Below are 12,717 nucleotides of genomic sequence, written 5' to 3'. Positions count from 1 at the left end.
GGAGCTCAGCTCTCGAGCAGCACCGACTCCCCCGAGTCGGCCGACCGGCGCGCTGCGTGCAGCACATCGAGCCCGTGCATGACGTCGACCATCGGGACCGGCGACGGCCCGCCCCGGAGGTGCGCGGCGAGTCCCACGTAGAACTCCCGCCACGCGCCCGGTCGTGTCTCGACGCGCTCGACACCCTCGGTCGTGTGCAGCGATCCCCAGAACTCGGCCGGCTCGCGGCCGTACGCGGGGGCGAGCGGATCCTCGCCGCGGCGCACCAGCGCCTCCTGCTGGCCGTCGAAGCCGTGCTTCTCGAAGGCGCCGGCGAGCCCCTGCAGCCGGAACCGCGGCTGCTCGACACTGCTGACCATGGTCATGCGCAGATGCGAGCGCATGCTGCTCTCGTGACGCAGGAGGAGGAACGCGTCGTCCGGCACGGCGCTCGCGCCCCGGCGGCTGCCGACCTCGGCGAACACCCGCTCGACGGGCCCGAACAGCGACACCGCCTGGTCGACGAGATGGCTGCCGAAACCGCCGAGGACGCCGTCGACGCCGCTCGGGAGGGCCTCGCCCCGCCACCCGGGCGCCGCTCCCTCGACCCAGCGCGCGATCGTCGACTCGAACAGCACCGGCTCGCCGACGAGCCCCTTTTCGAGCACCGAGCGGAGCGTCAGGAGGTCGCCGTCCCAGCGGCGGTTGAGGAAGCCGACCAGCGGGAGCCCCGCCTTCTCGGCCCGTCGGGCGAGCATCCTCGCCTGCTCGGGGGTGCCTGCGAGCGGCTTCTCGACGACGGCCCCGATACCGAGATCGAGCAGCATGGACACGTGCGCCACGTGCAGCCGGTCGGGGGTCGCCACGATCGCGACGACCGGACGCGGCGAGAGGCCGGCCAGCTCGGCGATCGACGCGACCACCGGCACGGCGGCGGTGGCTGCGCGAGCGGCTCCGGCCCCCGAGTGCGCGACGACCGCGACGAGTTCCAGCCCGCTCACCGAGCGAAGCAGCGGAACGTGGATTCCGAGCCCGCTCATGCCCGCGCCGATCAGCGCCATCGGGAGCGGCATCGTCAGCTGCTGACGCTCATCGCCGAGACGCCCGGGCGCCCGTCCGCGATCCACCGCGGGAACGAGACGTCGAACAGCTGCTCGCGCACCATCTCCGCACCACCGGTCAGCGGCTCGTCCTCGTCGCCGACGGAGCGGACCATCTGGAGATCGCGCGTCGCCAACGGCAGCGACAGCTCGTAGACGCGCTGGCGCACACCGGCCAGGAACATCTCGCCTGAGGCGGCGACCGCTCCGCCCAGGACGATCGCGGCCGGGTTGAACACGTTGACGAGCGTGGCGACCGATTCGCCGGCGAGACGGGCCGAGAGCTGGATCAGCTCGATCGAGACGGGATCGCCGTTCTGGGCGGCGATCGAGATGTCGACCGGAGTGATGTCTCCCGACTCCTCGAGCAGCGCGGCCAGCGCGGCGCTGCGTCCCTCCGCGACGGCCGCACGGGCGTCGCGGACGAGCGCCCAGCCGCCCGCCTCGGCCTCCAGGCAGCCGATCTTGCCGCATCGGCAGAGGTGGGTGCCCTCGGCGACCCTGACGTGGCCGATGTCGCCGGCCGCTCCGGAGGCGCCGCGGTGCAGGACACCGCGGGTCAGCAGCGCAGCGCCGATGCCGGTGCCGACCTTGAAGTAGATGAGGTCGGCGCGGGTACCCCAGCGCTGGCGACGACGCTCGCTGAGCGCCAGCAGGTTGGAGTCGTTGTCGACCCAGACGGGCGCTCCGTAGCGCTCGACGAAGGGCGTGCGCACGTCGTAGCCGTTCCAGCCGGGCATGATCGGAGGGGCGACCGGGCGGCCGCTGTCGAACTCGACGGGGCCCGGCAGCCCGATGCCGACTCCCCAGACGGGCACGTCGTCGTCGCGCTCGGCGAGAAGCGCGTCGAGCATGGTCGTCGCGGCCTCGATGGTCGCGACCGGCCCGGCCGCGATGTCCCAGTCGCGGTGGTCGCGGGCGAGCACGACACCGTCGAGATCGGCTACGCCGACGCGCAGGTGCAGCGCGCCGGCCGCGCAGACCAGGATCAGCCCGCGCTCGGCGCGGAACCGGAGAGTGCGAGGCGCTCGCCCTCCCGAGGAGGGGCCGAACGTCGACTCCTCGAGGTAGCCCATCTCGGTGGCCTGGTCGAGGCGCTGAGTGATGACCCCGCGGCCGAGGCCGGTGGCGCGCCCGAGCTCGGGCTTCGTCCGCGCCGCGCCGGTGCGGACGAGGTCGACGATGGCGAGCAGGCTCGTCGTCGAGTCGGTCTGCGCGGCGAAGCGCAGTGAAGAAGAGGTGGCCATGATCGATGATAGGTCAGCGCACGGGTCACTTATGTCTACGACGCTGAGGTCAGCGTCGATCTGAAGCAGAAGCGGTGTTCGGCGACAGCTCCTTCGCGGCCTCCCGAGCACCCCGGACGGCCAGCGCCACGCTCATCAGCGTCGGGTTCATCGAGGTCGCCGTCGGGATCACTCCGTTGCCGCCGACCACCAGGCCCTCGTACCCCCAGACCCGCGATGCCGGGTCGACGACCGACGTACCGTCGTCGACGGCACCCATGCGGGTCGTGCCCATGTAGTGCAGGCTCGATCCCGGCGGGAGCAGGCGCGGCTCGGCGATGAAGACTCCGAGCGCCTCCCCTGCGCGCCGGAGGTGCTCGGTGGCGTCGGCGATCTCAGCGAGCTCCTGCTCGCCGAGCGCGTACTCGACGGTCATGTTCGGGAAGCCCCGGTAGTCGAGCTCGTCGTCGTCGAACGAGACGCCGTCCTCGACTCGCGGCTGCTTGCGCATGCCGTAGCCCATGTTCACGTAGCCCCACTCGTTGCCGTGCTCGGGGTGGTCGGGCGACAGAGGGAAGGGCGGGTCCTCGGCGTACATCACCTGCAGGGAGAAGGGGTGGCCGGGCTCGGAGAACGGGATGCGGTTGACCGCGGAGATCGGGTCGGCCGGGTTCAGGGCGCGCGCCGCCTTCTCGCGCGCCAGGTCGTCGCGGGTCGCGAACCGCGTCATCGACTCCCCGTCGAGCGAGACGGTCGAGATGACCACCGGGTGCTCGGTCAGATAGCGACCGAGCGCCGCCGGCCGCACACCCGAGGCCCAGAGCAGTTGCGGGGTGCGGAAGGCATCCGCGGCCACGACGACGAGATTGGCGGGCAGATCCTCGACCTCGCCGTTGCGCAGGTCCTCGACACGGACGCCGACCGCGGTCGTGCCCTCGAGCAGGATGCGACGGACGAGGTGCAGGTCGCGCAGCTCGAACCGCTGCGAGAGCGGCGATGCGGGGTCGATCAGCGGGCCGAGCACGACGTCGGCGCCGGCCCAGCGCATGGTGCCGTCGGGCTGCGGGTCGCCAGCCACCGGCAGGGTCCCGACGCCGGCGTCCGCCGGCAGCTCGGCGCCGAACTCCTCCGCGAGCAGTGCGCGCAGCGCTGCGCCGATGCCGGAGTCGGCGAACGCGGCGGCCTGCGCGTGCAGCAGGCCCTCCGCCGTCGCGATCAGCCCGTCCCACTCGGCCTCGTCGAGGAACGGCACCCGCTCGGAGCCGGCGGGGCGCGGAATCGCGCAGGTCCAGTGCGCGCCCATCCCGCCGACGTTCGTCGACGCCGCGGCGGCCGGGAAGGTCTCGGTGTGCGCGGCGCCCGCCCCGCCGAAGTCGAGCAGGTGCGTGCCCTGCCGCGCGGTGAACATGCCCTCGACCACCGCGGCGGCCGGGATGCCGAGCGACTCGCGGTGCTCCCCCGCCTGCGGACCCTGCGAGCGCTCGCGCGCCCGCTCCTTCTCGTCGGGGTCTGCGATGTTGCGCACGCTCTCGCCGGGGCGCTCGGTGACCTGCGGCCCGGCCTCGAGCATGACCACGCGGAGGTCGTCGGTCGACTCGAGCAGGATCCGGGCGTACGCGGAGCCGATGGGGCCGCTGCCGATGATCACGGCGACGGGGGTCGTGCGGGTGGTGCTGGTGCTGGTCACGGGATGCTCCTGAGGGTGGGGGCCGGCGGCGGACGACGGTGTCACGCCGGGCGGTCGGCGGTCGAGGACGTGGGGGTGGAGGTCGAGGTGGGAGCCGATGCCGGAGCGGTCGCTGCGGCAGGGCGCTCGTCGGAGAGGCGGGCGGGCGGCAGAAGCGCCGAGACGACGATCCCGAGGGCGTAGACGCCGGCGAGCACGAGGAAGATCGGCGCCATCACGTCGGCGTAGGCGGAGGCGACCGCCTCCTGGGTCGCCGCATCCGCCGAGCGGATCGCCTCGGGGGTCGCCCGGGCGGCGTCCAGCCCCGCGGGCAGGAGCGCAGCGACGCCGGCACCGAGCGCACCGCCGATCGCCGCCGTGCCGACGGTCGAGCCCATCTGCCGCACGAGGTTCGACGTCGCGGTGATCGCGCCGATCTCGCCCGGCGCGACACCGCTCTGCGCGAGCACCACGATCAGGCTCATGAAGCAGCCGGTGCCGATGCCGACGACGGCCATCAGCGCCATCGGAACGACGAGCGGAGCGCCGTGCGGCACGAAGGCCATCGCGGCGAGGCCGACGGTCGCCAGCGACGTGCCGACCAGCGGGAACGCCCGGTAGCGGCCGGAGCGGCTGATGATCCAGCCCGAGGCGATGTTGGCGACGAGCATCCCGAACACCGTGGCGATCGGCACGAGCCCCGAGACGGTGGCGGTGGTCCGGTAGGCCATCTGGATGAAGGTCGGGACGTAGGAGACGATCGAGAACAGGCCGACGCCGATGATCGCCGAGAGGGCGATGGCGCAGGCGACGGTGCGGTCGCGCAGCAGGTGCAGCGGCAGGATCGGCACGTCGGTGCGGCGCTCGACGACGACCAGCACCGCGGCTGCGATCACCGCCACCGCGAAGGCGGACACGGTGATCGCGTCCAGGCCGGCGCCGACGCGGGTCACTCCCACGACCAGGCCGACCAGCGCGACCGTCAGGGCGACGGCACCCGCTCCGTCGAAGCGGCGCCGGCCCCGCGGCGGGAGCGCCGGGATCGCCCAGACCGCGAGGACGAGCGCGGCGGTGCCGACCGGCAGGTTGATCCAGAAGATCCAGGGCCAGCCGATGGTGTCGGTGATCAGGCCGCCGAGCACGGGGCCGATCAGGATCGCGAGCGGGAAGGCAGCGCCGACGATGCTCATGACCCGCGGGCGGTCGCGGGGCGTCGTGACGGTCGCGACGATCGTCTGCGACATCAGCTGCAGCCCGGCCGAGCTCATCCCCTGCACGACTCGCGCCGCGATGAGCTGCGGCAGGTCGGTCGCGAAGCCGCAGACCAGCGAGGCGAGCAGGAAGAGCACGAGCGAGGCGAGGAAGACGCGGCGCGGGCCGACCTGGTCGCCGAAGCGGCCGAGGACCGGCAGCAGCACGGTGCTCGCGAGCGTGTAGGCGACGATCACCCAGCTCATCTGATCCAGCGCGCCGATGTCGCCGGCGATCGTGGCGAGCGAGGTCGAGACGACGGTGTGGTCGAGAGCGCCGAGGAAGGACACCGCGAGCAGGGAGCCGACGAGCAGCCGGAGCCGGAGCGGCGAGAGGACGGGCGTCTCGGGCGCGGTGGCGGACGGAGCAGGAGAAGAGGAGGAACGAGTCATGAGGGGCACCCGATCGATCGGATGATCGACGCGACCGTGTGTGCCGCAGCCTCCGTCAGAGGCGGCGAACGGGTCGTGCTGACCCCGGCGTCCCACCGAGCGTACCACTTAAGCCTTATCAGAGCACTCTTCTGTCGCAATCAGACTTTGAGGTGCTCGGACAGCCGGATCGGCACTATCAGCGGGCGCTCTCCGCCGGCCGAGAGGTAGGGAATCAGCAGCTCCATCGCCACCTCGACCCGATGCTCGCCCGGTGCGGGCGAGCCTGGAGCGGCGAGCCGGAGCCGGTCCTGCAGGAACCACCAGCCGGGCTCCTCCGCGAGCGCCGCCAGCTCGACGAGTCGCCCGTCGACGAGCGCGCAGACACTCTCGACCGGCTCGCCGTCGATCAGCACCTCCAGCCCGAGCACGCAATTGAGCGCGAGCGAGCGGATCCACGGCAGTCCGATGGCGAGCTCGACACCATCGGCCGTCCTCTGCAGCGCGTCCTCGCGCAGGGCGGTCGACATCGGGTGCTCTTCCTCCTCGTGACGGGCGGATCTTCTTTCGGAAGTCGACAGAAGTGTCGCACGAACGGTACAAAGGGGCAATGACCGATGCAGCTCTCCCCGCCGACTGGACCCTGGCCGCGAGCACGTTCAACTGGACCGTCGAGTTCCAGCGCGCCACCCGCACCGCCGCCGAGATCGTCGCGAGCATCGGCACTGCCGGCGTCGCCGAGGTCGTCGAGCTCGAGGCAGGCCAGGTGCTCCGCTCCTTCCCCGCGGCCACTCAGTACGAGTCCGAGGGCCTCGCCGAGCGCCTCGCGGACGCGGGCGTGCGCGTCGAGGTCTTCGGCGCGAGCCTCGACGACTTCGTCACGCCGACCCGGCGGCGCTCGCACGACGAGCGCCTGGCGTTCCTCCTCCCTCAGCTGCGCGCCGCCCGGTGGCTCGGCGCCCGCTCGGTGCGGCTCCCTCTCGGCCAGGCCGGCGCGCCTCTGCTCGAGGCGCTGCTCCCTCAGCTGCACGAGCTCGATCTGGTGCTGCAGGAGGAGATCCAGGGTCAGCAGTCGCCCGCCCGACCCGACATCGCGGCGAACCTCGCGACGATCGCAGACCTCGACGACCCGCGGATCCGCCTCGCCCTCGACGTCAGCCTCCTGATGCCGGCGCTGCCCACCAGCTACCTCGCAGAGCTCGCCGCCGCCGGCCTTCCCGTCGACTTCGTCGCGCGCCTCGCCGACGAGTGGCTCGCCCCCGAGACCGGCGAGGAGGTCGTCCGCGTCCTGCGCTCCGGCGCCGTTCCCCCGCGCGCGCACGTCCTCTTCATGGACCTGCTGATCCGCTTCGGCCGCACTCAACCGCGCGAGCTGATCCCCCTGCTCCCGCTGACCACGGGCGTCCACCTCAAGTTCTGGGACCTCGACGACGCCGACGGCCGCATCACCTCGCCGCTCGAGGCGCTCGCGCCCCTGCTCCGCGACTCCGGCTTCCGCGGCACCCTCACCAGTGAGTGGGGCGGCCACGAGTGGCTCCCCGACGAGGACCCGGCCGCCGTGACCCGCGCCCACCTCGACCTCGCCGCCGCAGCGCTCACCCGCGCCGTGCGCTGAGGCCGCCGTGCCCTCACTCGCCCGACGGCTACGCGAGCACGGCTACGCGAGCACGGCCTCGCGGGCGACGGTCACGCGGTTGGTGACATAGCGCTGCGGAGCGATCTGCATGTAGAGCAGGCGCATCGTGAGGACGATCTCGACCTCCACGGCAGCGCCGGCGGCCGGCGGGTCGTCGAGCGCGATCACGACGTCGGGGCGGTCGGCGACGAACCAGAGGGTCTCCCACTGGTCCTCGAGCTCCTCGATGCGGTAGCTCCTCCCCTGCAGCTCGAAGCGCAGGCGCTCGCGCGGGATCTGGACGCCGTCGACGGTGGCGCCGACGTCCGAGACCGCGGAGAGCCAGAGGCTGCGGTACCAGGGGAGCTGGACCGAGACGGCGAGGCCGTCATCGGTGCGGCGGACGTCCTCGGGGGCGAAGAGGGAGTTGTGCGTGGCCATGACGGTTCCTTACTGCTCGCGGGAGGACGGGTCGGCGGAGGCGGACGACGCGGCGACGGCATCCTCGATCGCCGTGCGCATCAGCGCATGCTGCTTCTTCACCAGGTCGATCGGGTCGGACTCGCCCAGGTCGGAGAAGGCGTGGCCCTCCCATTCGCTGGAGAGGTAGCCGGTGTAGCCGCCGTCGACGAACTGCTTCACGATGCGCGGTATGTCCATCGCCGGCTCCTCGCCGTCGGCGCCGATGTCGTAGAACTTGGCGTGCACGTGGAAGATCTGCGGCATGATGTCGAGCCACTCCTCCGGGGGCACCAGCCCGTGCATGTTGAAGGCCAGGCGTGTGAACGGCCCGAAGCGGAGGAAGTCGACGCCCTCGCCCGAGAGGTAGTCCTCGAACTTCTGGTTGCGCACGTGCATCGGAGTCGGCTCGTGCCAGATCTCGTCCATCACGGGGAAGTGCCTCTCGTCCATCCCCATCTGCGACAGGGTGCGCAGAAGGGTCGGCGAGAGGCTGTGCATGGTCGACGAGAAGTCCGCCGTGAAGCCGAGCCGGTCGGACTGCAGCTCGTCGTACATCTCGCGCATCTGCAGCACCTGCGGGTTGTTGGGCCCCGACGGCGCGTGGATCTCGTAGCCGAGCTTGAGGTCGTACTTCTCCGCGATCGGGAGGAGGCTGCGCAGCAGCTCCTTGCCGTGCGAGCGGATGACGACCTTCGAGAAGCCGAGCGTGTGGGCCGTCTCGAGCTGGCGGGCGAGGAAGTCGTGCTCCTCGTCGGGGCTCATGTCGCGCTCCTTGCGGCGCCCCATGTCGAGGTTGGTGCCGACGGCGCTCGCCTCGAGGCCGTACTTCTCGAGCGAGTCGAACCAGAGCTTCACGAACTCGTCGTCGACGTCGGGGTAGGTGCGCAGCAGCTGCGCGATGTTGAACTCGACGCCCGGGCCGATGCCCTCGTCGTGCACGGCCTTGATCAGCGTCTCGGGCGTGTACTGGCCGGCCGCGAACTCGCTCGTCATCGAGTAGAGCGTCGTGCCGAGCTCGATGCCGGTTCCGGCGATGCCGTCCGACGTCGCGGTGGTGGTCTGCGTGTCTGTCATGGGAGATCTCTTTCGTCGGTGGTGATGACGGTGGGAGTGACCAGGGGTGCGGTGCGGCGCGCGGTCACGCGCGGACCGGGGCGGCGAGGTGCCGCGCGAGCTGGGCGCGCGCCGCCTCGGCGTCGGTCGTCATCCGAGAGCCCGCGGCCTCGGCCGCCGAGCGCTGAACGGCCTGCTCGTCGCGGATGATCTCGAACGGGTCCTGCCAGAAGTTCCAGTGCCAGCCCTCGTACTCGCTCGAGATCGCGCCGGTGTAGCCCTGCTCGACGAGCAGGCGGACGAGGTCGCGCACGGGGACGGACGGCTCCTCCGCGTTCTCGTCGATGCCGAAGAACTTGCCGTGCACGTGGCGCACGAACGGCATGATCTCGAGCCAGTCCTCGACCCTCGCGGGGCCGAAGAGGCCGGTGCCGTTGATCGCGAAGTCGATGCCGAGGTCCGGCCGGCCGAAGCGGTGCGCGAGGCCGATGAACGCCCCGAAGCGCTGGCCGTGCACCTCCTGGTTCGCGGGCGGGCCCTCGGCGTAGAAGCCGTTCCACAGGTCGACGACGGCGCGCAGCAGCTCGTCGCTCGCGCCGCGGCGGCGGTAGGCCTCCAGCAGCGACGGCGCGAACGCCGAGACGGTCGCCCCCCAGTCGGCGGTGAAGCCGAGCAGCGGGGAGTCGAGCTGCGCGAAGCGGTCCCGCAGCGCGAGGATCCGCGGGTGCGAGGCGTACTGATCGGCGTGCACCTCGAGCGCGAGGGTGACGCCGTGCTTCTCGGCGACGGGGAGGAGCGCCTCCATCGAATCCGGCGTCAGCGAGATCTGCACGCGCGCGATCGGGAAGCCGAGGGTCGCCGCGGCGACGATCTGGCGCTCCATGTAGGCGATCAGCTCGTCCTGGTCGAGCAGGCGGTCGCGGCGCAGACCCACGTCGGCGTTCACCGCGAGCGAGGTCTGCACGAGGCCGGTCTCGACGACCAGGTCCTTGAACCACCCGGCGAAGGAGTCCTCGATCTCGGGGAAGCCGCGGAAGCTGGAGAAGCCGATGATCTCGAGGCCCGGGCCGTAGCCGTCGGTCGCGACCTTGCGGATCAGCTGCTCGAGGTCGTACTCGCGGGCGTGGAAGGCGCGGGTGAAGCTGTAGAGCGTCACTCCCTGGATCGGTGTGCCGGGGGTCATGACTGGGCCGCCTTCATGGTCGCAGTGCCGTGCTCCTCGATGTGGAGCACGCCGTGGTCGGTGACGATGTACGGGATGTACAGCGTCAGATCGACGGCGACCTCGTGGTCGGCGTCGGAATCGGCGAGCGGGAGGTCACCCGAGAGGACGGCGGAGTCGAGCGGGAACCACCACTCGTCGGTGGCGTCGATGAGCTCCTCGAAGCGGAACTCGCGGCCGTTCATGCTCCAGCGCAGCGACTCCTCCGGGGCGGTGACGCCGTCGACGGTGAGTCCGGCGCCCGCGATGCACGACCCCGGCAGTGCGCGGTACCACGGGATGCGGACCTCGACGGCGACGCGGCCGCCCTGGCTGGTGAGCGTTCCGCTCTCGATGATGCGGTCGGGTATCACGGGAGTACCTCCATCTCGCCGGGCAGCAGCCCGACGTCGTCGTCTGGTGTGGGGAGTCGGGTGGTCAGGAGCGGGCGAGCCGGTCGGCGATGCGACGGGCGCCGCGGACGGCGAGCCCGACCGAGGTGAGCGTCGGGTTGCAGGCGGTCGCCGTGGGGATCACGCCGTTGCCGCCGAGGAACAGGCCAGGGACTCCCCAGACCTCGCTGTCGGTGTCGCAGACGCTCTCGCCGTCGTCGTGCTCGCCCATCCGTGTGGTGCCCTGGTAGTGCAAAGAGGAGCCGAGCGGCATCACGAACGCGCGGTCGTCGAGCGGCTCGCCGATCGCCCGGCCGAGCCGCACGATCTCGGTACAGGCGCGCCCGATCGTCTCGTGGTCGCGCGCAGTGAGCGTGTAGTGGATCACCGGCGCGGGCAGGCCTGTCTCGTCGAGCTCGTCGTCCGAGAACTCGACGCGGTCGCTCGACTGCAGGTCCTTGGCGCAGAACAGGCCGAGGCCCACGATCGAGCCGGGTGCGGCCGGGTCGTCCTCCGCGATCGGCACGGGCGAGGCGTCCAGCTGCATGATCTGCCCGTGGAAGGGCAGCTCGTCGACGAAGGGCACCCAGGTGACGCCGCTCTGCTCGCTGAGGCCGGTGGCGGCGCCGGAGTCGACCGCTTGGACGACATCGGCCGCGTCGCGGATCCGGACGGCGAAGACGATCTGCGCCTGGTCGTTGAGTGTGCGGCCGAGGGCCGGCGGGCGGACGCCCGACGCCCAGAGCAGCTGCGGGGTGCGCAACGCGTCGGCGGCGACCACGACGGCGCGGGCCACGACGGTGCTTCTGGCGCCGGTGCGGACGTCCCGCACCTCGACTCCCGAGGCGCGGCCGTCGGCTCCGAGAACGACCCGGACGACCTGCGACTCGTCGAAGAGCGTGAAGTCGGGGTTGGCGCGGGTCTCGTCGCCGAGCACCACATCCGAGCCGGACCACACGAGTCGGCCGTCGTCGCGGCGGTGCGCGGCGAGCGGCATCGGCTGCACCGCAGTCTCGGCGACGCGGCCCTCGTCGACCGCTTCGGCGAGGCGCTCGCGCACCAGGTCCCCGAACGGCGCGCCGTCGAACGCGTGCGTCGTGACTCCGAGCAGGCGCTCCGCCTCGCCGAGCAGCTCGTCGAGGTCCGGGAGGAAGGCGATCCGCTCCGAGCCGCCGGGGCGCGGGCAGGCGCCGGTCCAGTGGGCCGCCATGCCGCCGACGTTGCTCGACATCGCGACGGCGGGCAGGCCGTCCTCGCCCTCGAGCCGGTAGTGCTTGTCGAGGAGGAAGGTGCCGGCTCGGGCCGCGCGCATGCCGGCCTTCACGCCCCCGGGGTTGCTGATGGTCGGGGCTCCGGCCGCCGAGCCCTCCGAGAGGTGCTGGGCACGGGTGCGCTCGTCGCGGTCCTCGATGTTCTTGACGTGCGCACCGGCCGGCGAGGTGACAGTGGGGCCGAGCTCGAACATCGCGATCGTGGTGCCGGGCGAGGTCTCGGTGAGAATGCGGGCGTAGGCGGCGCCGGTGGGGCCGCTGCCGACGATCGCGACGTCGACGCGCTCGGGGTAGCGACTCATGCCTGCGTCCGTCATGCCTGGGCCGCCCACTCCTTGATCCGCTCGACCGACGCCGCGGACTCGGTCTCCGGGTAGTACTCCAGGCCGATCGGGCCGTCGTAGCCGGAAGCGCGCAGGTCGGCGAGGCGGGCCGGCCAGTCGATGTCCCCGGTGCCCGGCTCACCGCGACCCGGAGCGTCGGCGATCTGCACGTAGCGGATGACGTCGGCGGCGGCGGTGAGCTCGGTCGCCGGGTCCTCGCCCTCGACGGTCGAGTGGTAGAGGTCGTAGAGCACGCCGAAGAAGGGCGAGCCGACCTGGCGGGCGACGTAGGCGGCCTCGGCGGTGCGGTCCAGGAGCGAGCCGGGGTGGTCGACGCGGACGTTGACCGGCTCGAGCACGAGGGTGATGCCGGAGCCCTCGATCTGCGCGATCGCCCGTCGGTAGATGTCGGCGAGCTTGTCCAGCTGCACCTGGCGCTTGCTGCCGCCGAAGCCCGTGCCGCTGCCCACGACCATCCTGGTGCACTTCAGTTGCTGCGCGATCTCGACGCCGCCGTCGAGGGCGTTGAAGAACGGCGAGTCGTCGAACGGCGGGATCATGAACTGGGTGCGCGGCTCCGAGAGCTGCGCGGTGAGCACGAGCCCGGTCTCCTCCAGCGCCGCCGCGAGCGCGGGCACGTCCTTGGGCTTGGCAGGAGCATCGACGCCCGTCGGCCCCCACATCTCGACGGCCGTGAAGCCCGCCGCCGCGGCCGCGCGGACCCGATCGGCGTAGTCGGCGCCGGCCTCGGTGAAGAGGAGTTCGATGTTGGGTGCTAACTGGTACATGGGGTCTCCTGGGTTTCTG

The 12,717-nt window shown here is 71.9% G+C and carries 12 protein-coding genes; 1 reads left to right on the top strand and 11 read right to left on the bottom strand.

Translation table 11 applies throughout. From position 1 onward, the window contains the following. Nucleotides 1-5 precede the first annotated feature (5 nt). The 5 genes from B9Y99_RS09825 to B9Y99_RS09805 all read right to left on the bottom strand — a co-directional run bounded on the left by B9Y99_RS09825 (nt 6) and on the right by B9Y99_RS09805 (nt 6,123). Nucleotides 6-1,052, bottom strand: coding sequence for a Gfo/Idh/MocA family protein (locus B9Y99_RS09825; protein ID WP_085476447.1), 1,047 nt, complete (start codon nt 1,050-1,052; stop codon nt 6-8). Nucleotides 1,053-1,054: 2 nt separating this feature from the next. Continuing rightward, nucleotides 1,055-2,326 (bottom strand): ROK family protein, encoded by a 1,272-nt coding sequence (locus B9Y99_RS09820; RefSeq protein WP_085476446.1) that lies wholly within the window; start codon nt 2,324-2,326, stop codon nt 1,055-1,057. A gap of 49 nt (nt 2,327-2,375) precedes the next feature. Then, nucleotides 2,376-3,992, bottom strand: a complete 1,617-nt coding sequence (locus B9Y99_RS09815) for a GMC oxidoreductase (RefSeq protein ID WP_244274860.1) — start codon at nt 3,990-3,992, stop codon at nt 2,376-2,378. 41 nt (nt 3,993-4,033) lie between these two features. Next, a complete protein-coding gene (locus B9Y99_RS09810) occupies nt 4,034-5,614 on the bottom strand; it encodes an MFS transporter (protein ID WP_085476445.1) in 1,581 nt (526 codons plus the stop codon). A gap of 140 nt (nt 5,615-5,754) precedes the next feature. Then, nucleotides 5,755-6,123: a hypothetical protein gene (locus tag B9Y99_RS09805; protein ID WP_085476444.1), complete on the bottom strand. Its 369-nt coding sequence runs from the start codon at nt 6,121-6,123 to the stop codon at nt 5,755-5,757. 80 nt (nt 6,124-6,203) lie between these two features. On the opposite strand from B9Y99_RS09805, the gene B9Y99_RS09800 reads away from it, so the two are divergent. Beyond that, nucleotides 6,204-7,208, top strand: a complete 1,005-nt coding sequence (locus tag B9Y99_RS09800; RefSeq protein ID WP_085476443.1) for an apurinic/apyrimidinic endonuclease family protein — start codon at nt 6,204-6,206, stop codon at nt 7,206-7,208. Nucleotides 7,209-7,250: 42 nt separating this feature from the next. Here the strand turns inward: B9Y99_RS09800 and B9Y99_RS09795 are convergent, their stop codons facing one another. The 6 genes from B9Y99_RS09795 to B9Y99_RS09770 form a co-directional block, all read right to left on the bottom strand. Next, nucleotides 7,251-7,649, bottom strand: a complete 399-nt coding sequence (locus tag B9Y99_RS09795; RefSeq protein ID WP_085476442.1) for a C-glycoside deglycosidase beta subunit domain-containing protein — start codon at nt 7,647-7,649, stop codon at nt 7,251-7,253. Nucleotides 7,650-7,658: 9 nt separating this feature from the next. Further along, the gene (locus tag B9Y99_RS09790) at nt 7,659-8,744 is read right to left on the bottom strand and encodes a sugar phosphate isomerase/epimerase family protein (protein ID WP_085476441.1); all 1,086 of its coding nucleotides are present in this window, start codon (nt 8,742-8,744) and stop codon (nt 7,659-7,661) included. Between the two features lie 64 nt (nt 8,745-8,808). Next, nucleotides 8,809-9,906 (bottom strand): sugar phosphate isomerase/epimerase family protein, encoded by a 1,098-nt coding sequence (locus B9Y99_RS09785; RefSeq protein WP_085476440.1) that lies wholly within the window; start codon nt 9,904-9,906, stop codon nt 8,809-8,811. Continuing rightward, nucleotides 9,903-10,298 carry a C-glycoside deglycosidase beta subunit domain-containing protein gene (locus B9Y99_RS09780; RefSeq protein WP_085476439.1) on the bottom strand — a complete coding sequence of 132 codons (396 nt, stop codon included), beginning with the start codon at nt 10,296-10,298 and terminating at the stop codon, nt 9,903-9,905. Before B9Y99_RS09780 ends, B9Y99_RS09785 begins: the two co-directional genes overlap by 4 nt. A 64-nt stretch (nt 10,299-10,362) precedes the next feature. Further along, nucleotides 10,363-11,889, bottom strand: coding sequence for a GMC oxidoreductase (locus tag B9Y99_RS09775; RefSeq protein ID WP_085477339.1), 1,527 nt, complete (start codon nt 11,887-11,889; stop codon nt 10,363-10,365). A gap of 11 nt (nt 11,890-11,900) precedes the next feature. Next, complete coding sequence (locus B9Y99_RS09770) at nt 11,901-12,698, bottom strand: TIM barrel protein (RefSeq protein WP_085476438.1); 798 nt, start codon at nt 12,696-12,698, stop codon at nt 11,901-11,903. Nucleotides 12,699-12,717 lie beyond the last annotated feature (19 nt).

Origin of the sequence: Rathayibacter oskolensis (assembly GCF_900177245.1) — a bacterium.
In the GTDB taxonomy this organism is placed as follows: Bacteria; Actinomycetota; Actinomycetes; order Actinomycetales; family Microbacteriaceae; genus Rathayibacter; species Rathayibacter oskolensis.
The sequence above is the reverse complement of the archived record's forward strand: the minus strand, read 5'-3'. Positions and strand labels throughout refer to the sequence as shown.

What these genes read in the sequence shown, in the direction of transcription:
- B9Y99_RS09795 (WP_085476442.1), bottom strand. Translation starts at nt 7,649, where the DNA reads ATGGCCACGCACAACTCCCTCTTCGCCCCCGAGGACGTCCGCCGCACC.
- B9Y99_RS09810 (WP_085476445.1), bottom strand. Translation starts at nt 5,614, where the DNA reads ATGACTCGTTCCTCCTCTTCTCCTGCTCCGTCCGCCACCGCGCCCGAG.
- B9Y99_RS09770 (WP_085476438.1), bottom strand. Translation starts at nt 12,698, where the DNA reads ATGTACCAGTTAGCACCCAACATCGAACTCCTCTTCACCGAGGCCGGC.
- B9Y99_RS09800 (WP_085476443.1), top strand. Translation starts at nt 6,204, where the DNA reads ATGACCGATGCAGCTCTCCCCGCCGACTGGACCCTGGCCGCGAGCACG.
- B9Y99_RS09785 (WP_085476440.1), bottom strand. Translation starts at nt 9,906, where the DNA reads ATGACCCCCGGCACACCGATCCAGGGAGTGACGCTCTACAGCTTCACC.
- B9Y99_RS09790 (WP_085476441.1), bottom strand. Translation starts at nt 8,744, where the DNA reads ATGACAGACACGCAGACCACCACCGCGACGTCGGACGGCATCGCCGGA.
- B9Y99_RS09820 (WP_085476446.1), bottom strand. Translation starts at nt 2,326, where the DNA reads ATGGCCACCTCTTCTTCACTGCGCTTCGCCGCGCAGACCGACTCGACG.
- B9Y99_RS09805 (WP_085476444.1), bottom strand. Translation starts at nt 6,123, where the DNA reads ATGTCGACCGCCCTGCGCGAGGACGCGCTGCAGAGGACGGCCGATGGT.
- B9Y99_RS09825 (WP_085476447.1), bottom strand. Translation starts at nt 1,052, where the DNA reads ATGCCGCTCCCGATGGCGCTGATCGGCGCGGGCATGAGCGGGCTCGGA.
- B9Y99_RS09775 (WP_085477339.1), bottom strand. Translation starts at nt 11,889, where the DNA reads ATGAGTCGCTACCCCGAGCGCGTCGACGTCGCGATCGTCGGCAGCGGC.